This window comes from Sporosarcina limicola (genome assembly GCF_014873855.1).
In the GTDB taxonomy this organism is placed as follows: domain Bacteria; phylum Bacillota; class Bacilli; order Bacillales_A; family Planococcaceae; genus Sporosarcina; species Sporosarcina limicola.
In genome coordinates, this window is the sequence record NZ_JADBEL010000014.1 from 52,606 (window position 1) to 73,338 (window position 20,733).

The 20,733-nt window shown below is 39.4% G+C and carries 22 protein-coding genes; 3 read left to right on the forward strand and 19 right to left on the reverse strand.

Annotated elements, in window-relative coordinates:
• Positions 1–17 precede the first annotated feature (17 nt).
• From H4683_RS12850 to H4683_RS12890, 9 genes are all read right to left on the reverse strand, one after another.
• Entirely contained in the window at positions 18–1,445 is a 1,428-nt protein-coding gene (locus H4683_RS12850) for a DEAD/DEAH box helicase (protein WP_192599227.1), read from the reverse strand.
• A gap of 373 nt (positions 1,446–1,818) precedes the next feature.
• Positions 1,819–2,466 (reverse strand): hypothetical protein, encoded by a 648-nt coding sequence (locus tag H4683_RS12855; protein WP_192599228.1) that lies wholly within the window; start codon positions 2,464–2,466, stop codon positions 1,819–1,821.
• Positions 2,467–2,480: 14 nt separating this feature from the next.
• Positions 2,481–3,278: an ImmA/IrrE family metallo-endopeptidase gene (locus H4683_RS12860; protein WP_192599229.1), complete on the reverse strand. Its 798-nt coding sequence runs from the start codon at positions 3,276–3,278 to the stop codon at positions 2,481–2,483.
• A 23-nt stretch (positions 3,279–3,301) separates the two neighbouring features.
• On the reverse strand, positions 3,302–3,628 hold the full coding sequence (locus tag H4683_RS12865) for a helix-turn-helix domain-containing protein (RefSeq protein WP_192599230.1): 327 nt from the start codon (positions 3,626–3,628) through the stop codon (positions 3,302–3,304).
• 213 nt (positions 3,629–3,841) lie between these two features.
• Positions 3,842–4,345, reverse strand: coding sequence for a QueT transporter family protein (locus H4683_RS12870; protein WP_192599278.1), 504 nt, complete (start codon positions 4,343–4,345; stop codon positions 3,842–3,844).
• A gap of 161 nt (positions 4,346–4,506) precedes the next feature.
• Positions 4,507–5,262 carry a 3-oxoacyl-ACP reductase gene (locus H4683_RS12875; RefSeq protein WP_192599231.1) on the reverse strand — a complete coding sequence of 252 codons (756 nt, stop codon included), beginning with the start codon at positions 5,260–5,262 and terminating at the stop codon, positions 4,507–4,509.
• A gap of 68 nt (positions 5,263–5,330) precedes the next feature.
• Positions 5,331–5,552 carry a DUF2829 domain-containing protein gene (locus H4683_RS12880; RefSeq protein ID WP_192599232.1) on the reverse strand — a complete coding sequence of 74 codons (222 nt, stop codon included), beginning with the start codon at positions 5,550–5,552 and terminating at the stop codon, positions 5,331–5,333.
• Between the two features lie 215 nt (positions 5,553–5,767).
• Positions 5,768–6,268, reverse strand: a complete 501-nt coding sequence (locus H4683_RS12885; RefSeq protein ID WP_192599233.1) for an LURP-one-related/scramblase family protein — start codon at positions 6,266–6,268, stop codon at positions 5,768–5,770.
• Between the two features lie 777 nt (positions 6,269–7,045).
• Positions 7,046–7,246, reverse strand: a complete 201-nt coding sequence (locus H4683_RS12890; RefSeq protein ID WP_192599234.1) for a hypothetical protein — start codon at positions 7,244–7,246, stop codon at positions 7,046–7,048.
• A gap of 440 nt (positions 7,247–7,686) precedes the next feature.
• Between H4683_RS12890 and H4683_RS12895 the strand changes: the two genes are divergently transcribed.
• Positions 7,687–8,487: a S1C family serine protease gene (locus H4683_RS12895; RefSeq protein ID WP_192599235.1), complete on the forward strand. Its 801-nt coding sequence runs from the start codon at positions 7,687–7,689 to the stop codon at positions 8,485–8,487.
• Positions 8,488–8,525: 38 nt separating this feature from the next.
• Here H4683_RS12895 and H4683_RS12900 read toward each other — a convergent pair whose 3' ends face one another.
• On the reverse strand, positions 8,526–9,098 hold the full coding sequence (locus H4683_RS12900; protein ID WP_192599236.1) for a TetR/AcrR family transcriptional regulator: 573 nt from the start codon (positions 9,096–9,098) through the stop codon (positions 8,526–8,528).
• Positions 9,099–9,225: 127 nt separating this feature from the next.
• The gene (locus tag H4683_RS12905; protein ID WP_225942076.1) at positions 9,226–11,451 is read right to left on the reverse strand and encodes an MMPL family transporter; all 2,226 of its coding nucleotides are present in this window, start codon (positions 11,449–11,451) and stop codon (positions 9,226–9,228) included.
• 299 nt (positions 11,452–11,750) lie between these two features.
• Here H4683_RS12905 and H4683_RS12910 point away from each other — a divergent pair, with 299 nt between their 5' ends.
• Positions 11,751–12,722, forward strand: coding sequence for a hypothetical protein (locus H4683_RS12910; protein ID WP_192599237.1), 972 nt, complete (start codon positions 11,751–11,753; stop codon positions 12,720–12,722).
• Between the two features lie 136 nt (positions 12,723–12,858).
• Here the strand turns inward: H4683_RS12910 and H4683_RS12915 are convergent, their stop codons facing one another.
• The 3 genes from H4683_RS12915 to H4683_RS12925 form a co-directional block, all read right to left on the reverse strand.
• Complete coding sequence (locus H4683_RS12915) at positions 12,859–13,014, reverse strand: DUF1540 domain-containing protein (protein ID WP_192599238.1); 156 nt, start codon at positions 13,012–13,014, stop codon at positions 12,859–12,861.
• A gap of 91 nt (positions 13,015–13,105) precedes the next feature.
• A complete protein-coding gene (locus H4683_RS12920; RefSeq protein WP_225942077.1) occupies positions 13,106–13,471 on the reverse strand; it encodes a phage holin family protein in 366 nt (121 codons plus the stop codon).
• A gap of 101 nt (positions 13,472–13,572) precedes the next feature.
• Positions 13,573–13,995: a DUF1801 domain-containing protein gene (locus H4683_RS12925; protein WP_192599240.1), complete on the reverse strand. Its 423-nt coding sequence runs from the start codon at positions 13,993–13,995 to the stop codon at positions 13,573–13,575.
• Between the two features lie 196 nt (positions 13,996–14,191).
• Between H4683_RS12925 and H4683_RS12930 the strand changes: the two genes are divergently transcribed.
• Complete coding sequence (locus H4683_RS12930; RefSeq protein ID WP_192599241.1) at positions 14,192–14,698, forward strand: ferritin; 507 nt, start codon at positions 14,192–14,194, stop codon at positions 14,696–14,698.
• Positions 14,699–14,770: 72 nt separating this feature from the next.
• Here H4683_RS12930 and H4683_RS12935 read toward each other — a convergent pair whose 3' ends face one another.
• The 5 genes from H4683_RS12935 to H4683_RS12955 all read right to left on the reverse strand — a co-directional run bounded on the left by H4683_RS12935 (position 14,771) and on the right by H4683_RS12955 (position 20,733).
• Entirely contained in the window at positions 14,771–15,853 is a 1,083-nt protein-coding gene (locus tag H4683_RS12935) for a tartrate dehydrogenase (protein WP_225942078.1), read from the reverse strand.
• A gap of 203 nt (positions 15,854–16,056) precedes the next feature.
• A complete protein-coding gene (locus H4683_RS12940) occupies positions 16,057–17,484 on the reverse strand; it encodes an aldehyde dehydrogenase family protein (protein WP_192599242.1) in 1,428 nt (475 codons plus the stop codon).
• A gap of 3 nt (positions 17,485–17,487) precedes the next feature.
• Positions 17,488–18,462 (reverse strand): transketolase family protein, encoded by a 975-nt coding sequence (locus tag H4683_RS12945; RefSeq protein ID WP_192599243.1) that lies wholly within the window; start codon positions 18,460–18,462, stop codon positions 17,488–17,490.
• Between the two features lie 3 nt (positions 18,463–18,465).
• Positions 18,466–19,317, reverse strand: coding sequence for a transketolase (locus tag H4683_RS12950; protein ID WP_192599244.1), 852 nt, complete (start codon positions 19,315–19,317; stop codon positions 18,466–18,468).
• A 141-nt stretch (positions 19,318–19,458) separates the two neighbouring features.
• The gene (locus tag H4683_RS12955; protein ID WP_192599245.1) at positions 19,459–20,733 is read right to left on the reverse strand and encodes a TRAP transporter large permease; all 1,275 of its coding nucleotides are present in this window, start codon (positions 20,731–20,733) and stop codon (positions 19,459–19,461) included.

Here is a 20,733-nt window from a genome sequence, read left to right on the forward strand (position 1 = left end):
TTCCACGCTCAGACACTTCAGCCTTTAACCGCCTCACTAACCTTCAGCTTCTTCCCTTTAATCGTAGTTTCTTTCATCGCTTGCAAAACCAATAAACCTTTGCCATTCAGCATATCAATATAAGTCAAACTATCCTCTATGGTAATTATTCCAATATCATCCGCCGTTACTCCAGGGATATTCGCAATCGTTCCAACAAAATCTACAGCTCGAAGCTTCTTCTTTTTTCCACCGTTGAAATGGAGCTTCATCATAGTATTGTTTTTGACTCCTTGACGCCCAGCTAGTTTTTCCTCGAATGCATTTTTCCTAACAGCTACTTTCTGCTGCGCTGGTGCTTCCCTTACAGGTATTTCAAAGCCAATGTATGTTTCAATTGTTGAAAGGGCCTCGCTGTCAGCTGGCATTGCAAACGTAATCGCCTTTCCCTTTTTACCCGCACGACCGGTTCTGCCTGTTCGATGGACATAGCTCTCTTTTTCCGTTGGAACATCATAGTTGATGACTAGTGAAATATGCTCTACATCGATTCCCCTCGCTGCCACATCAGTCGCCACAAGATAGCGGAAATTCCCCCTTTTGAAGCCATCCATAACCGCAAATCGAACTTCTTGGGCAATTCCACCGTGGATTTTTTCACAGGAATAGCTGGATTTCTCCAACTCTGCAAACACAGTGTCAACTTGTCTTTTCGTTTTGCAGAAGATGATACAGCTGGCAGGTTTTTCAATAGCAGTTACATTTTTAAGCAATGCCATTTTCCCTGTTTCTTTCACATTAATGATGCTATGTTCAATCGCTCTCGTGGTGATTCCTGTAGAAGCAATGTGGATAGTTATGGGATCGGCCATATATTTATTGCAAAGATTTTCAACAGTTGTAGGCCATGTAGCGGAAAAGATCATCGTTACTCTAGTGGTAGGAAGTTTTTCAATAATCGCTTCTACTTGGGCAGCAAAACCCATACTAAGCATTTCATCTGCTTCATCAATAATCAAATACTTTATGTCATCTACAATGACTGTTTTTTTATCAATATGGTCTCTCACACGCCCAGGTGTACCGACAATAATATGCGTTTTCCGTTCCAATTCTTCCTGTTGTTGTACAAATGATTCTTTACCGTAAACCGCCATCGTTTTAATGCCTTTAACTCGCCCGATAGCCGCTACATCCTCTCCCACTTGAACAGCAAGCTCCCGAGTAGGTGTCAGAATTAAGGCTTGCGGATTGTCCCCCGCCCAATCAATCATTTCGCAAAGAGGGATACCAAATGCCGCCGTCTTGCCACTGCCTGTTTGAGATTTCACTATGAGATCCTGTTTGTCTAAGGCTCGTGGTATGACTTCACTTTGAACCTCTGTCGGCGCTTCATATTTTAATAAAGCAAGGGCTCGTGTTATTTCATTGCTTAACTGATAGTCTTCAAAACTTCTTTCGCTCATTTGGTTAGCCTCGTTTGTCATTAGTTGATGTTGATTTTTCTATATCAGTAAGTATAGCCTATCTAGTGACACTTTTTATAATGGAAAATATCTTCGGCATTTTCTGTAATTATTTCGTCATCATAGTCGATAGCTTCCAGTCGTTTGGAATCCTCTTCTACTCTGACCTTCCCATGCCAAGTGAACCAAGTACATTTCATAGAAAAAAGCTGATGACTACTCCGTTAAAGCGGCCATCAGCTTGCTTTAAATTATCATGGATATTCATTTACAAATATGTAGTTTTGATTTTCACCTTATTTGGCAATGGTAAGATTGAAAATAATACATTTTGTTTTCAATGAATTATTTTCAATCTTACCATAACTTTACGCTACGTCACTTGTATTAATTGATCAAATTCTGCCATTTGCTCATCAAATAGCGGCCTATTGCTCGATTTCAATTCTATATGGGCAATCTGAAAGAACTTCTTAACTGCATTACGAGGCAATATTCCAGCATCTACAACTAACCTACAGAAATCCAATAAACGATGGTGCGTAATCAAAACAGGTTCTTTCGAGTCATCTCCGTCGATAAAAATATGTAACGGTATTTCTCTAATCACTTCTTCAATTGAATAATCATTACTGCAAATAAACTCCGCATTCAGTAAATAAGCAGCCGCTAAAGAAGCAATTTCACCAGTACCGGCACTTCCAGTTTTTCTTCTTTTTGTGTCAACTTCAATTAATGTTGACTGGATTTTTGATAACATGAACATGTAGTCCTCATAGAAATTTTGAAATTCATGAACTGGTTTAAATAACAACCACTTTTTCGCATCACATTTTTCATCTACAAATCTTTGTCCCATACTACTTAGTTCTTTATATACTTCCTCATGTATATAAACCGATTCATACACTTGCTCAATGATATTTAAAAAGCCATCCTTTGATTTTAACTTCTCAATATAGAAAATAATATTGGCATCAATGAAGCAAATAGAGGAAATCGGCAATGTAATGTTACTCAATTTTCATCCCCCCATTACACTCCATCTAACTCATTCCAAAGTTGATCAATATCTTTTTCACCCACAGATTTTCCAAAGTATTCCTCGGCTAGCTTGGGATTTAAGTGAGAAAGCTTTTTTGCCACATCTAAGCTCGAAAGTTCTCCTTTCACCACCTTATCCCTCACAAGTTGTTGATATTGTATGAACTCAATACGTTTAGGTGGTGCATCTAACACCGATTCACCTACTTGCTGATAGCGAAGTTCAGCTAATTCCTGCTCTGTTAAGGAGCCTAATAAGGAAACTTTAGTTAAGTCAAGTTCACTCATCCGTCGAACAACACTGACATAAGGGACTTTGAAAATATCTGCTAATTTAAATACTTTATATTCTAAAGTACGCCCTCGGATAATTTCAAAATACGAAACAAACGCCTCTTGATTCATAAGAATAGATGCTGAAAAATAATCACCTGCACGCTCAAACTCTTCCTTCGTTTGAATTTGAATCGCATATTTCTTCATATCCTCTGACTCTAAAATAGCATGAAACCATTCATGTGCTAATGTAAAATTCTGCGTACGAATTGTATCCAATTGATTAATCACGATTTTGGGCTGCACAGATTCGTTCACATGCTTAAAAAACATCCCGTTTAATCTACGCTCTTCACCATCTGCTTTAGGGATACTTACATAAATTACTTCAATTCCTTGTTGTACAATAATATCTGCTAATACATCTGCTAACATAAGGGACGTCTTATTCGACACATACTTTTTATAATAATCATCTGCTAAACGCTCGACTTCTTGCATTAAATGGTCCATTTTCTTAAACCCCTTCCCCGCTTTTATTTGAAGCTTTCATATTCATTTAAAAGCAAGGCAATCAGCTGAACCTGATGCTTATTTGCAACGGAAAGCTCTGTGCCCCCACGTGGAATGACACTATAGCCTGCAAATAATTCTTTATCTGATAATCCTAATAACGATGCACGTGGGATCTTTGTGATTTCCGCAAATTGTGTTAATCGCTCTGACGTAATACGACGATCACCTTTTAAAAGTGCACGCAATAATCCTTCGCTTATCCCCATTATTTGCGCCATTTTTGTTTTCGTTACCTGATTTTCTTGCATCCATTGATTCAATAATGATGCCGTATGTTTGAAGTCCATCTCCATCACCTCATCATTAGTATATCACAATTCGTACAGAAAGATGCATACATCAATAAACTCTGTACGCTTATAACTAGCCAGGCGCTTTTACAATTAAGCCAACAAGGGAAGGATTAATAACCTGCATTGCTCATAATCGCATTATAGCTAACCAAAAAACCTCTCCTACTAACTTTAGGAGAGGTTTCATCTATCTATTCACTATATTATTCAAGACATAAAGTCTATTTTCTTTCGCAATGAATGGAATATCATACCACCGACTGTCATCGACAATAATTCCCCAATACCCACTGTGAAATAAGTAGGCCAGAAAGGAAATCCGTATAATACCGTTAATTGTCCGGCAACCGTAAACATGGATACGGCAAAAAGGATAGCCGTAATCCCCATTTTCAACACATCATTCTTGATGGTTCTCGTCACACGTCGGCAGAGTAGTAAAACGAGTAAGGTCGCAATGCCACCAATCGGCACATCGAGTAGCCAAGTAGGCGACATAAAATTAGCGATGACGACACCTGCTGTAACGGCAACGACATAGCGTTTGTGGTACAAGGCAAGGTAGTTAAACATTTCCGACAAGCGGAGTTGGACAGCACCAAAACTAATGACTGCCAGCAGCATCGTCACAACAACATACAATGCAGCAACCAGTGCGATTTTGGCGAGTTCACTCACGGCAATACGTGGCGAACTTTTGAGCGCTGACATATTCAATTGACATTTCTCCTTTGTAAAATAGCCAAGGCTATTTTAGTCATAACTACGGCCAAAGGAAGGATGAGTCATTACTCAATCCGAAGTGCCGTAGTGCAAGCGAAATTTGCTTGCTTACCAAGTATAGCAGAAAGATCTGTTCTTTTGAATATGACTTACTTCGCAATCCAACCGCCATCCATTGGAATCACTGTACCGTGAATATAATCAGCCGCTTGGCTTGCCAAGTACAATGTCAAGCCCGCTACTTCACTTGGTTGAGCCCATCGTCCTGCTGGTGTTTCCTTCGCAACCCACTTCGCAATTGCACCGTCCCCTTCAAAGTCCGCTTTGTTCATCGGCGTTTGAATGGCCCCTGGCGCAATCGCATTGACACGAATCCCCGCGCGGCAATAATCAGCATCGGTCTGTTTCGTATAGCCAATAACAGCATGCTTAGATGTTGTATAAGCCGCACCTCCCCCACCCGCAACAAGTCCCGCAATTGATGCCATATTCACAATGACCCCAGATTTCCGTTGTAGCATATAGGGTAAAATCGCATTCGTTACAACATACATGCCTTTTACATTCGTATCCATAATACGATCCCACAATGCTTCATCCGTTTCTAATGTTTTAGCGAATCCGTCTAAAATGCCGGCCGTGTTCAATAATATGTCGATGTGTTGAAACGTCGAAAGTGCCTGTTCTACAGCTTGTTTGACATCATCGCGCTTGCTGACATTCCCAACTATATAAGCAAAACGTGTGTCGTACTGCTCTTTTAATGACCGTAGTCCTTCCTCTTGCCTATCGAACGCAAAAACATTTGCCCCATTGTCTAGAAAAGCAATCGCTTGTGCTTGACCAATACCAGAAGCGGCCCCTGTTATAAAGACCGTTTGTCCATCAAATTCTTCAAATTTCATATGTTTTCCTCCATATAGAAAAAGCCCATGAATGACTCATGAGCCTATGTCCTATGTACTAAATCGGTTCAATCAACAATGATCCAATCCTCCGCCAACAAATCACAAACCGTTGGGGTGAACATTGTGTAGCCCTCTCCTTCGACATCGATTAAAAAATAAGGGTTCAAGGATTTCCCAACATGCTCTCCAGCACCTACTAATATCACATACAATTCTGCGCCGCCCCAGCCACTGCGAATGACTTTCTCGCCAGCTTTTAAACGTGGTAAAATTTCTTCAAATGTCATTTGTCTTCCACCTTTCGCACCACTCCTCAAAATAGAGGGTGTTTACATACTTGCATTATACACCAATCGAAAAAAGTAACCACCCTGTGCTGTCAACCAAGAAGCAGAGTCGTTACTCCCTGTTACACCTTATCTTTTTCCACAGGTCAACCACTATTTATTAAAAATCGGATATACTCCGATTGCCCTCATTTATTCGTGCTAGTACACCGTTGTCAAGCTCCTCCCCCTCCAGCCGCTGCAGCGCCCTGGGCAGCCTTCGCGCAATCAATTGCCACAACGAGTGCTACGAGAAGTGGTTCCATTTCATCATCCGCAATTTGCAGCTGGTAGCTATCACCCCATGTGAACCACTTTTTGCTGACGGCGCCAATCAGTTTTCTATTTTGGTACACTTCGAAATTCATATCCCACCAATTCCCCCGTACTTCTATCCCAGCGGCATCAATTGTATAACGTGCTTTCAAAAAAGAAAACTCCTTTTTTATCATCATCGTTTCTTGTCCATGTACGTCTACAAAGAAAGTCGGTAGAAAACTAAATACTTTTTTCGTAATCATCGCAACTTCCTGCCTGGCCGCATCCGTAATAGAAAAAGTCTTCGGCATTTGCATGAAGCTTCCTTCCACAAAATACACTTCGTTCTCCAGCTCATCCTTCACCGAAAACTTGCCGCTCAGGCTCAATACCTTTTGCTTGATGTATAACTGTCTCATGCTAATCCCCCCTCGTATTGAAAGTCTATTTTCAGTCAATCTCTGTATCTTTTATACGTTACTGACGAAGAAACGTTTCAATTTTCGGAGAATTTTCTTTTTAAGCGCCGCACATGTAGAACATACCAACACTCAAGCATACTTCCGTGCCAACACCGCTCTCCCACCCTGACATGTCCCAAATAATACGGATATACGACAACTTTGTTGTGGTGGAAGTATAAAATGTCCGCAGCACTCATTTCGGCACTAAGAAATCCCTATTTTCCCGAACTCCATTCCGAATGTTATCAGTAGAAACATTGGTCCACCTTTGGAAACGCTTGAGAAAATTATTGATGCGTTAGACATTTCAACTTTGGAGTTTTTCCACTACCAGAGGCTGAATACTGTCACCGATATAACGAACAAAAAACTATTAATCGATATCCATCGAATGTTTTATTAGAACGCAATCTGGGAGAGATAAAATTTGTAGTGAACACGGCAAAAGAATTTTTGGATACAATCGATAATAAATAAGAAAAGTGCCCACCAAACGCCCCAGTTAGAGACTGGGACGTTTGGTGGGCACTCTTTTAGCAATTTACTGTTATTCTTGGCTTTCGTAGTGATAATCAAGTTAGCCACCACTGTTGCTGAGCTTTTAACTAGAACAAATTTAGCTTCCCATTGATATGCGGTTGTAATGAATACGCCATGATGTAAATCGTGGAGCATCGCCTTACTACATAACAAAAAAGATGGACTCCCCCACTTTTCGGCATTATGCCAAAACTAATCGGAAAGTCCATTTACATAAATACTATACGGTTTTGTATATGATTGAATCCACTTCTCAATATCTTCCATATCGGGCCTCGTTTCATAATTGGCTATTCGTAAGCAAAAATCATATAAGGTTCCACCAAATTGTTGAAATCCTGATCGATGTGCCATCACTATATCTTCTTTGTACAAATATACTATTTCATTCATCGCCATGATTATGTCCGAGAAAGACGTCACAACAGGTCATGGTTGTCTTTTAGAGACTCCTGAAGAAGTGCTTCACGGAGCATGTCTCTACTTATTTTCTGTTGGTACTTTTTTATTTTTTCTAACTCTTTTTTATTTTCAGCCATATAATTTTCTCCCTTCAACTGACCGTTATTCAAGCTTTAGACAAATTTTTATTATCCGAATTCATACGGCCACCCCGTTCCAGACTATATGCCTATAGTCTACAGGTAGAACAGAATCTATACTTAATTTGACAAACAGCACGTTATCCTCTTAGGAAACACTCTTCAAATTGGAGTACCTAATTTATCATTTCGTTTTTTTAAGCTGCACAGGACTAAAGGTAAACCCCGCTTTCATTCTATTGTGTATAATAAACAATAGCATTAGTAGTATTAAAGTTGGGGTGAGGACATATGAATCCAAATGAAAAACAGCAGGTTCATTTTATAGAAGATATCGATGACGATGAACTACAAGACCTTGTGTTAGAGGCGCAACGTGAAGCTCTTTCTAAAGAAGCACAAGAAAAAAGAAGTCAAAAAAAGAAGCGCCCGTTTCCAAAATGGTTGTTTTGGCTGATTTCGATCGTGATGGTCGTCAATACATTTGCGGTGATTTTTGAAGTTTATTCAATCCCAGCCATTGAATTTTTAAAAACTTCTGCGCGATTGTCGTCGCAAACTGATATTGCTTCTTATAAAAAATCCGTTGTCGTTATATTGACCAAAGATAGTAAAGGAACAGGATTTTCCATTTCGAGTGATGGAACCATTCTCACAAACTATCATGTCATCGAAGGGAACGATAAGGTAATGGTCACGTTTCCAGATGAAGGGCGTTTTACCGCCAAAGTAGTACATACCTATCCAGCGGTCGATCTTGCTGTATTAGAAATAAATGGTGAAGACTTGCCCTATTTGGAACTTGCTAAACAACCGGCCTATGAGGACAACGAACCCATTTATTTTATCGGTAATCCGTTAAGCTTTACAAGCATCGCGAATGAAGGGACAATTATTGAATCTATCAAGTTAAAGGATTGGGAAGAACCTGTCATGATGATAAAGGCGCCTGTCTATCGAGGAAATAGCGGTAGCCCCGTACTAGATCGTAAGGGGCAGGTAATCGGCGTTGTGTTCGCTACGTTAGAGCATGAAACCCATGGAAATGTCGGGTTATTTGTGCCTATTGATGCGTATTACCGCCAGCAATGAAAATGGAGGTAATAGGGATTTGGAAGGGGGTTAGTTCCTCAATTACCTTTAGGCTCAATCCCAATATAAATAATCTCCCAAACCCATTTCGCCCATGCTTGATTATCCATTTTTAATGAAGTTGGTTTATTAATTGTATTAAACAAAAGATTCACCAAAACATCGGTTGGAATTTCTTCTCTAATAACATTTGCTTGTTTTCCATTTTCAACAATATCTATGATCTTTTTGATGATATGCAAATGATCTTCAATAAATGTTTGCTTCATCTTTGTCACCACATCAGAATCACTTTGCAATAATGGAATAATCCTAAGAATACTATGAATATGTGTATATTTGATCATTAATTCAATCAGTTTGAGCAATTGTTCCTTCGCATCTTTATGTGCAACAATTGTCGATAGCTCATCTGTATAGTTCACCATTAATTCATTCATGTAATCGGCAATAAGATCATCTTTTGATGCGTAATATTCATATAATGTACTTCTACCAATTTCCAGTAATGTTGATAATGCTGAAAAGTTAAACCCTCCATAACCTTGTTCTAGGAGTAATTTTTCAGTTACTCTCATGAGTTCTGGCCGTTCTAATTTTTTCCGCTTCATTTTTTATCACCTAAAATAGAATTTACTCTTAATATAACACATTATCCCCACCTATAAAGAAATCGATAAGTTTTTATAAAAAAAAGAAGACTGATGGATAGACTCAGTCTTCTTTCTAATAGTGATCTCATTTCGATGATGTCACTTTTTGCGGCCAAAGAGCCCATTTATCCAATTTCACCATTAGCGCTGGTACTAAAATTGTTCGAACTAAGAATGTATCGATTAATACACCAACAGCGACTGTGAAACCGAACATAAATAGCTCAAGGATTGGTTGGGTCATGAGCACGGCAAACGTTGCGGCTAAAATAATACCTGCTGATGAAATGACACCACCTGTACGGGCCAATCCTAATTCAACTGCTTTCTTAATTGGGTGTTTTTTCGCTTCTTCCTTAATGCGAGAAATAAGCATTATATTATAGTCGACACCCAATGCGACTAGGAAAATAAACGAATACAGTGGAATCCGATAACTCATCGCATCGTAGTTAAATACATTTTTGAACATAAAGATACTAAATCCTAATGCGGCAAAGTAAGATAAAATAATTGTTGCCATCATATAGATTGGTGCAATGAGTGACTGCGATTGAAAACCAAGTAGAATGGTAATAAGTAACGTAATTGCAATGACAACAACTACTGTATCACGGTCATTGACGGCTCTTGTGTCAGCTTGTTTCGCCGTTTCGCCTGCAAAATACAAGCTCGTTTGTTCAAATCCCGCTTTTGAGAGTAGCTTTTCGTCATTGTCACGCAAAACGTTTAAGTGATCCATAGTTTCTACATCATAAGGATTACCAGTAAAAACGATACTTAACTTTGCTGTTTTCTCATCATCTGTTAACCAGAATCCTTTACCAAACGCTGCTATATCAGGGTTGGATAAGTCTGGTGTGACATTTTCCACGCCCTCTTTTGCAAGAATTTCTTTTCTGAGATTCGCCAGGTGTTCAACATTTAGTTTATCTTTCCCCTCAACAATTACCGTTGTCATCGCTAATTCACCGGGAGCAAAGTTCTTCTCAAGTACTTCGAATCCTTGTCTTGATTCCATATCTTCTGGAAAAGATTTAATCAGGTTAAAAGAATATTCATTCGTGGTGACATTTAATGACACAATAATTAAAAGGATGGCAACGACAGAGCCACTTATTATTGGTCGTTTTGTGACAGTTGCGGCAAGTTTGTCCCAAAAGCCAGGTTTCATCTTTTCAGCGGACCCTAATTTGGGGATATATGGCCAAAATGATTTACGACCAAAGAGCACAAATAGGGCAGGTAATAAGGTTAAGCCACCTAGTAAAATAAAAACGAGCGCAATCGAGAACACTGGTGCAAAGTTGCGATACGGCTCAAATACTGCTGCAAAGAGTACGAGCATTGCGGCAATCACTGTTGTGCCGCTAAAGAAAATTGGCTCGCTTACTTTCTCCATTGCAAGTGTCATCGCTTTATGTTTATCCTCATGTAACCGTAATTCCTCTCTAAATCGAGAAACGATGAATAAAGCATAATCGGTAATCACTGCTAAAAGAAGAATCGACATAATGGATACCGATTGACTTTCAATTCCCATCCCATTCTTGCCAAACATGCCAATTACCCGGTCAACAACTTGATAAATAAGACCCGCACCTAATAATGGAACAAGGGCAATAATTGGGGAGCGGTAAATGACAATTAAGATGACAAAGATTAAGCCGACTGTCCCTAATAATAAAACAAGGTCAGCACTCGCAAATATGGCGATCATATCCGAGACGATACCCGCTGGACCTGTGATTTTTAATTCGAGGTCTTTGTTCTCTTTTAACTCTTTATTAGCAATACTGTTGATGTCTTTAATTGTTGTGTTGATTACTTTTCGTTCAAGTCCATCTTTTAAGTTAACGGGTAATATGAATGTAGTTTTATTCTTAGATATAAAAGTAGATTTAAGTTCTTCACTAAATTCATAGACAGGAATAACTTCTTTCACACCAGTTAACGAAGCTGTCTCTAATTTTTCATTGATTCCATCAATCTGTTTTAAATCCTGGTCTGTTAATCCGTTTTCATTATGAAAGACTAGGATTGCAGGGACCCCAATCTCTCCTTTAAAGTGTATTTGTAATTTATTCTCGGCAACCATTGATTCGGCATCATCTGGAAGCCCGGTATTATTAATACTCGTAGCATAATCTTTTGCACCTGATGAAAGTCCGCTTACTGCAATAGCTAAGAGAATCCAAATAAGGACAGTCCATTTCGCACCTTTTTTACTACTTGCAGCTGCTGTTAGTTTATTGATGAATGTAAACAATTTCCCACCTCTTATTCCGACATATGTGTCGAGTTTGGCCAAAAAAAATAGCCTCATGAGCAATATTAACTGACTCCGACACATGTGTCAACGCGAGGAGTTACTAAATTTTGTCTAATTAGTGGTATTTACATTCCTTCTTATTCTAGCTACTAGCATAGATTTTCATTTATTGGAAAATAGGAAACTCTTGAAAACCAGAAGCATGTCACTTGGCATGCAAGACAATGATATTACCGCAATTAAATGGAAACAAAGAATTTGTGGTAAAATTACTTTATGAAAAAGGTCGTGATTAATTCATAATAAGTCCAGTTGCATTATGTAAGGAGGAAGAGAGAATGGAAATATTTTTGTATTTTGGAGCTGTTGTTCTTATTACGATGAGCATTAGTTTAGGTGCCAAATTAATTTATCGAGTGATGGGTCGAAAATACTTCTATTCAAAGAAATTGACTGCTCCGCCTTATGCAGACCTAGAAACGAAGCGACTTTTCCAACAATTTAATCGTGCTTGGTCTGGTAAATTTGAGAAAACAGTGAATGAGCGAATGAAGCAAGTGAAGCGCAACCTAACAAATAGTGAACTGCGAGAGCGATGGTATGAGCTCAAAAAGTTTCTTTTTTTAGCGGGTATCTCGAAAGGACTTCCGATGTTTTCTAGAGAGGTAGACGAGTTATGGCACTTCTTTTTAGAAGAAAAAGAGCTGTACAATGGATTTTGTATAGATTTCATTGGTGAACAAATTAAACATCACCCTCATGAAACGCCAAAACATCTTCCGAATGAACGTGCTTGGTTTGACTTGTTATATCTATCTTTTTTTAATGTTACCTCTCACACGTATCTGTGGGGTGAATTTATACAGAACAAGAAAGAACATGCAAAGTGGACAGCGCATATATTGAATGATTCTGAGGGGATCTGTAAGTCATTTGGAAGACATTCATCCAATGCAGCATCCGTTCTTACGTTGACTGCCTTTCTGAAATTTGCTAGGAAGCAATTGATGCAAACAGACGGAATTCAAGCGAATCGTGTTCAGCGATCAGACGGCTATTGGTATGGCACTGCATTGTTTTCGTTATATGGATGTAACATAGTCTATGAGGAAATTAAAAAAGAGTACAGCACTACTTATTCAGATGGATCTGGAAGCTTTGCAACTACCTCTTATCAAGATGAAGAATGGAAAGAAATCATCACCGATGTGAATGGATTTGAAGTGGGAACGGATGCCGGTACTTCTTCTGGTGGAGGGGATTCCGATTCAGGAAGTAGCTGTAGCTCATGTAGTGGCTGTTCCTCGTAGCGTTGCAAATGGAATAAATTTGAATAAAAAAACGCCTTCTACGATGATTAGTCGCGGAAGGCGTTTTTTCAATCACAAAGTGATTTCTTTCGGATGACACCAAGGCTCGAAGAAGTCATAAATACTTCAAATTGATTCAATCCTTTGGACCAAATGTTTTACAATCCGTTTCTTCACTACTGTTTGCCTGTTTGCCTTTCTGACTAACAACATAAATGGATTTCGCGTTGCATTTGTTTCCAGGATCCCAAAACTTACAGTTGTTCACTTCACAGAGAATTTCTTGAGCCATAGTATCACACCTCCTTTTTGTTAGGATGAACAAATTAAGAGGAATGATACTCATTTTCATGTACAACTATCTACTTAGAGCTACCGTCAGCTTATTTTCTTTTATCGCGCATTGGCTCTAAAATGATCGAATTAATCATCACATTTAATATCGACATTAAAATTGCGATTAATAATGCCGTTCCGAAACCTTCAATGACAAATCCGTCACCCATAAATTTATCCGTTAATAATAGCATTGCTGCGTTAATGACGAATATAAAGAAACCGAGCGTTACAATTGTCGCTGGCAATGTAAAGAAGATTAAAATCGGCCGAACGAGCATATTTACAATTGCTAAAATAATACTGGCAATAATCGCAGTTCCTATACTCGATACAACGAAACTAGGGATTAACCATGAAAGAATAAGAAAAATTGCAGCATTAACAAGAATACCTATAAACCATTTCATCAAACACACATCCTTTTTTAGTAGACTACTAAAATATATACCCTTCCGAACTAATTATAAACCTTAGTCTATTGATTCACTCTCATTACTGTTATTCCACGCATTCAACTATCCGGATAAAGTGTCTGCAAAAATGTTACCGATTGGGTGATTAATTCTCTTAATACATCCGTGTCAACATCATCTACTTTGTTAATATACACACACGCTTTCCCAGTGGTATGCTTCCCAAATCTCGCAAGTATTTCCTCGCGTTCAGTATCACCCGTTGCAAAATACAAACTGATTTTTGCTTTACGCGGTGAGAAGCCTACTAATGGTGCATCACCTTCATGGCCCGTTTGGTATACATAATGATACGTTCCAAAACCAATTATACTTGGCCCCCACATTTTTGCTTCGTAGCCCGTTGTCTCTTCAAAAATAGCTAATAATTTATAGGCATCTGCACGTTTCTTAGGGTTATCCACATCTTCAATAAATTCAATGACGTCGTTGTCTGTTTCCTTCGTTTTTTGTTCGTACATATCAATTTCCCTTCTTTCCTAGATAACAAATTTCCGATTAAACTTTCTATTAGTGTAAACCACCTTGACAAGTAAATAAAGTGTCTACAATTAGTAGGGGTCCAACCACCCGTCCATCAGCACAAACTTATTACGTGCTTCCTACCTAAAAATAAGATAAAATAACAACAGAGAGATAATAAAAGGAGACGATCATATGTTAAGTTCAAAGATCGCAGATGCACTCAATCGACAAATGAACAATGAATTCGACGCTGCACAGGCTTATTTAGCAATGGGCGCTTATTGCGAACACAACAACTACGGAGGTTTTGCAAACTTTTACCTTCAACAAGCTGAAGAAGAACGGTTTCACGGCATGAAAATTTACCAATACTTAAATAACCGTGGAGTCCATGCGAAATTTTCATCCATCACAGAACCCAAAACAGATTTCAAATCCGTTTTAGATACGTTCGAATCCGCATTACAACAAGAAAAATCAGTAACAAAAAACTTCTACTTGCTAACTGACTTGGCTTGGGAAGAAAAAGAACATGCGACGATTTCATTTTTAAAATGGTTCTTGGATGAACAAGTAGAAGAAGAAGCATCCATTGATACACACATCGAATATTTGAAACGCATCGGTGAAGATAAGAATGCACTGTTCCTTTATGAAAAAGAACTTGGTCAACGGGTTTTCACACCAGACAACGCTTAATAATGTGAATCCAAAGAAGCGCCCCTCAACCAGAAGATGGTTTGAGAGACGCCTTTTTTTAATTATGCTATCTTAACGTGCTGATTCTATTAGTGCGCTTACTAATTCAACTACTCGATCCCCAATTTCTGTAGTAGAAGAATTTCCTCCAAGATCAGGAGTGAGTACAGTTTTTTCTTCCAAAACTTTTTCAATGGCCACTAATAGCTGTTCTCCGATATCTTCATAGCCGAAAAAGTCAAACATCTGACTTGCCGACCAAAGTGCAGCAAGTGGGTTCGCAATCCCTTTTCCAGCAATGTCAGGAGCTGAACCATGGATTGGTTCAAACATCGATGGATAGACTCTTTCAGGGTTAATATTTGCTCCTGCCGCAAGACCCATTCCGCCCGCTAATGCTGCACCAATATCTGTTAAAATATCACCAAATAAGTTTGATGTTACAACCACTTCAAAGCGTGCAGGATCTTTAATCATATACATCGCTGCTGCATCGACAAGGTAGGAATAGGTTGAAACGTTCGGATATTCGTTCCCCACTTCTTCAAACACTTCATCCCAAAATACCATCGAATAATTTAGCGCGTTCGCTTTACTAATGCTCGTTAACGTTTTGCCGGATTCCGCTGCAATTTCATAAGCGTAGCGGATGATTCGTTCTGTTCCTTTACGAGAAAAGACACCCGTCTGTAAGACAACTTCTTCAGGTTTCCCTTTAAAAAGCCAATCTCCAGCCCCTGCATATTCGCCTTCACTATTTTCACGGATGAATAGCATATCAATCGTTTCCTTACTTCCGCCAATAATCGGACAAGGTGCTCCGTTTAGCAATGTAATAGGGCGGATGTTGACATATTGGTCAAATTCTTTCCTAATTCGCAGTAGCAAACCCCATAGCGAAATATGATCAGGAACGCCTGGGTAACCAACTGCACCAAGGTAAATTGCGTCAAAAGATTTTAGCTGTTCAATTCCATCGTCCGCCATCATTTTTCCATGTTCTACATAATACTCACAACCCCAAGGAAAATACGTAAATTCAAATTGCATTCTTCCATCCAGTTGCGCGATCTTTTTCATTACTTTAACGCCTTCTTCAATTACTTCTGGACCAATTCCGTCACCCGGAATAACCGCCACTTTAAACGTCTTCATAATGATCAACTCTTTCATTTTTTTGATAAACTATTTTATCTATATAAGTTGAACTTATGATTTATCCGTAATCTCCAGCGAAGGCGCCTTACTGGGGTAGCCGTAGCGATAAGACTAATAGTGATTTTCTATTAGGCTTATCGCGGGAGGCATCCCCAAGCGCCGAGCGTTGTTGGGAAGATTCTTTTGTTCAATTTATAAAGTTACCCTTCCAAGTTCACAACAACTGTCACGGTTTCAACAAGCTCCTGAATGGCATATGCCGGGCCTTCTTTGCCGTTACCACTGTCTTTCACACCGCCATATGGCATCTGATCTGCCCTGAAGCAGCATGTATCATTAATAATAACACCACCTACGTCAAGCAAATAGGGGATTTTATAAGATAAATTCAAATCTGATGTATAAACACCTGCTTGTAGTCCATATTTCGAATCATTAACAAGTTCGATTGCTTCTTCAATGGTTTCATATCCCGATACAGTAACTACGGGTGCAAATACTTCCTCATCCGATACTTTCATTCCTTTTTTCACGTTCATTAATACAGTAGGATAGAACACACTTCCTTCGCGTCTTCCTCCAGTTAAAATTTCAGCCCCAGCTTCTTTTGCTTCTATTACCCATTGCTCAATGCGTTTCGCTTCTTTTTCGTTAATCATCGGACCGACATTTGTCTCAGGATTTAGTGGGTCACCCACTTTCAACAGGGACACTTCATGTAAAAACTTCTCAAGAAACTGTTCTTTAACGGATTGTTGCACGTAAATACGTTGAACTGATATACAAATTTGACCAGCATGTGCAAAAGCCATTTTAGCCAGTTTTGCAGCAGCCTTTTCAACATCCCCATCGCTATGTACAATGGTAGCGGAGTTTGAACCGAGCTCTAAAGTTGCTTTTCTTAAACCAATTGTCTTTTGAATATGCCTACCAATCGCTGGCGAACCTGTAAACGTATAATGAGCAACCCGCTCATCTTGTAGGAGCTGTTCACCAACTACACCTCCACTACCAACTACACATTGTACATACCCTTTTGGTACGCCTGCTTTCTCAAGCAATTCGCATAGTTTAATGGCAATCGTCGCTGTTTCAGATGCAGGCTTAATAATTACTGGATTTCCTGCTGCAAGTGCCGGAGCAACTTTATGCACGACCAGATTCAATGGGAAATTGAAAGGTGTAATCGCCACTACAACTCCGACTGGTTTTTTCACTGTATAGAGGAAACGACCCTGAACATTATAATTCGGGATAATTTCTCCAACGAGTTTTTTTGTTTCATCTGCCGCGATTTGAAATGTTGACGCGGAACGGCTCACTTCAACTTTCGCATCTGTAATGGGTTTGCCGCCTTCTTCTGCGATAATACGGGCAAACTCATCGCTATTTTCACGCAACAGTTCGGATACGCGCATTAATACGTCGTAGCGGTAATCAGGTGCAAATGGTGTACGCTTATGTGCATACACTGCTGCTTCAACAGCTTGATTTACCAATTCCTCATTAGCAACACTAACTTCCGAAAATAATTCACCCGTATATTTATTATATATTTTATGTGTTTCATCCGTTTCAACCCATTGATCATTAATTAAAATCTTCTTTTTTATAACATTGCTCTGCATTTTTTATTCCCCCATCTTTAAATCGCTTTTTTTCTTCAATGCTTCTTTAACAGCTTTGACGATATGACTAGGGGAAATTTCATATTTCTCCAACATTTCATCATTCGGACCCGACTCTGAGTTACGATCCCTAACGCCTACACGAAGCATCGGAACAGGTCTTTCTTCGACAAGTACTTCCGCCACCGCACTACCAAGTCCGCCATAAATACTATGTTCTTCAGCTGTGACAATAACACCAGTTGCTTCAGCAGCTTGAATAATAGCTTCCTTATCCAACGGTTTGATGGTTGGCATATGAACAACTGCTACTGAAATTCCCTCTGATTCTAGTTGTTCAGCGGCTTCAAGCGAACGGACTGTTTGTGTCCCTGTGGAAATGATTGTGATATCTTTTCCTTTTTTTAGTGTCACCGCTTTTCCTAATTCAAAATTATAATCATCCGAAAAAATGTTTGGATACGGATCACGGGCTAGACGAATGTATACCGGCCCTTCATACTTATGGGCGAATTCCATCATCTTTTTAACTTCAACACTATCAGCTGGAGCAAGCACAACTACATTCGCTATCGTTCGGAAAATAGCAATATCCTCTAATGCCTGATGAGTCTTTCCTGTTAATCCCGTCAAAAGGCCGCTATATGCCCCAATCATTTTGACGTTTAACTTAGGTTGTGCAATCTGTACTTGAATCTGATCGATTGCCCGTTTAGAAAGAAATGCGGCAAAAGTAGTTACCCATGGCTGTAAACCCGTTGTCGCAAGCCCCGCCGCTACGCTCATCATATTTTGCTCCGCAATCCCCATCTGCAAAAATTTATCTGGATTATTTACAGCCACCATATCCACTTTTGTAGAGTTTGCTAAATCACCGTCAAGAGCATAAACAGCGGCATCTTCAACAGATAACTTTAGCAACGTTTCTCCAAATATATCTCTCATTGCAACTTTTTCTTTAGATAGTATCGTAGTCATTTCTTAAACCCCCATTTCAATTTCTTGTACTGCTTTAGTTAGCTCTTCATCTGTTGGAATACGTGAATGCCATAAATATGCATTTTCCATGAATGTGACGCCTTTTCCTTTTACCGTGTTTGCAATAATCATGGTCGGCTTTCCTTTTACTTTGCTCTCCTCAATGAAAGCTTCGGTAATTTCCTCATGGTTATGGCCATCAATGCTAATTACATGCCAACCGAAAGCTTCCCAACGTTTTTCAGGTTCCATGACTGGAATTTCCCGCTTCCCATCTTCACCATTCCAACCAAATTGCTGTAGTTTGTTATAGTCCAGTATGGCAACAAGATTGTCTAATTTATATTTAGAAGCTACATCCGCTGCTTCCCATACTTGGCCTTCCTGCATCTCTCCGTCACCAATCATACAAAATGTGCGGAAATCCTGCCCCTGCAATTTCCCACCAAGCGCAATCCCGACTGCTGCTGAAATTCCCTGTCCAAGTGAACCCGTAGACATATCAAGCCCTGGTAAACTATTCATATCGGGATGTGCCTGTAACCTAGAATTGAGTGTATCGAATGTTTTCAATTCTTCAACCGGACAATAGCCTCGTAGTGCGAGTACAGAGTACAACCCAACTGCTGAATGTCCCTTTGATAAAACAAATCGATCACGCTCATTTGAACGTGGATTCTCTGGATCAATCTTCATTTCATTGAAATACAAATTGACAATGAGGTCGGTGGCTGACATTGGCCCACCAATATGTCCGGCCCCCGCATGGTGAACTGTTTCAATAATAAGGCGTCTTGCTTCCGATGATTTTTTCTTTAAAAGAGTTAGTTTTTCTGTAGTTAGCGATTGACTCATTTTAAATTCCTCCAATACTTTAATTTCACTGCAATTATTTCAGGTAATAAAGAGTTAAGCGCTTAACTCACAAGTTAAAAGAACAGAGATGTTTGCACATAAATGCATCTTCATTCTTTTGAAAATTTAAATGTTGCCACGCTATTTAAGTAGCGATGGCAACCACGTTGAAAGTTGCGGGACGAACGTAATAATTATCACATCAAGAATAAAGATGAGTACCAACGGAATCACTGCTTTTGCTATTCGTACAATGGATAGCTTAGTCAGTTGGGAAACAACAAACAAATCGATCCCGACTGGTGGTGTTACCAATCCTACGGCTAAATTACAAACCATTATGACCCCAAAATGGACAGGATCAATTCCTAAACTAACCGCAGTCCCTAACAAGAGTGGAACAAAAATAAGAATCGCCGCTCCCCCATCGAGGAACATACCCGCTAGGAATAAGATGATATTCACAACAATAAGGAATGTATATTTATTTGTAATGACTTCGGATATTGCGTTATAAATCATATCCGGAACGCCCGTAATTCCAATATAGAAGCCGAATAATCCAGCTGTACCAATAACAATCATAATAATAGAGCTACTAATGGCGGAACCTTTCAATGCTTCAACTAACTCCGGAAAGCTAATCTCTCGGTAAATAACGAAGCCAACGACAAAGGAATACACTACGGCGACAACAGATGCTTCTGTCGGAGTAAAGATACCAGAATAGATACCACCAAGCACAATAATCGGCATTAATATAGCTAATATGGCTTTCTTAAATGCATCGAAAACCTCTGGAACACTTTTTCGTTCTTCTCCAACATAGCCACGACGCTTCGCAATAATCAAAGCACTCACCAAAAGAGAAAATGTAATGAGCAGTCCTGGGAGAATACCTGCTACAAAAAGGTCACCTATGGAAACTTCGGCTGCAACTCCGTATAAAATCATTGCAATACTTGGTGGAATGATGATTCCGAGAGCACCCGCAACTGCCTGATTGGCGGCGGCATACTCTACATGGTATCCTCTTGCAACCATGGCTGGAATAAGGATTGAACCGATTGCTGCCGTTGTGGCAGCTCCGGATCCTGAAATCGCAGCAAAAAACATGGACGTCACAATCGCAACCATAGCTAAGCCTCCGGTAAAGTGACCCACCAGTGAACTCGCAAAGGTAACCAACCTTTTTGATATCCCACCGGCTCCCATCAAATTCCCTGCAAGAATAAAGAAGGGAATAGCCATTAACGGGAATGAGTTTAGCGATACAAAAATCCTCTGCGGAATTATTTCCAACGGTAATGTTTCATGCATTAACACACCTAAAACTGTTGATAATCCAAGTGAAAAGGCAATCGGTACACCTAAAAATATCAGTACAAAGAGGGAAATAAAAAAGACTAGTAACAT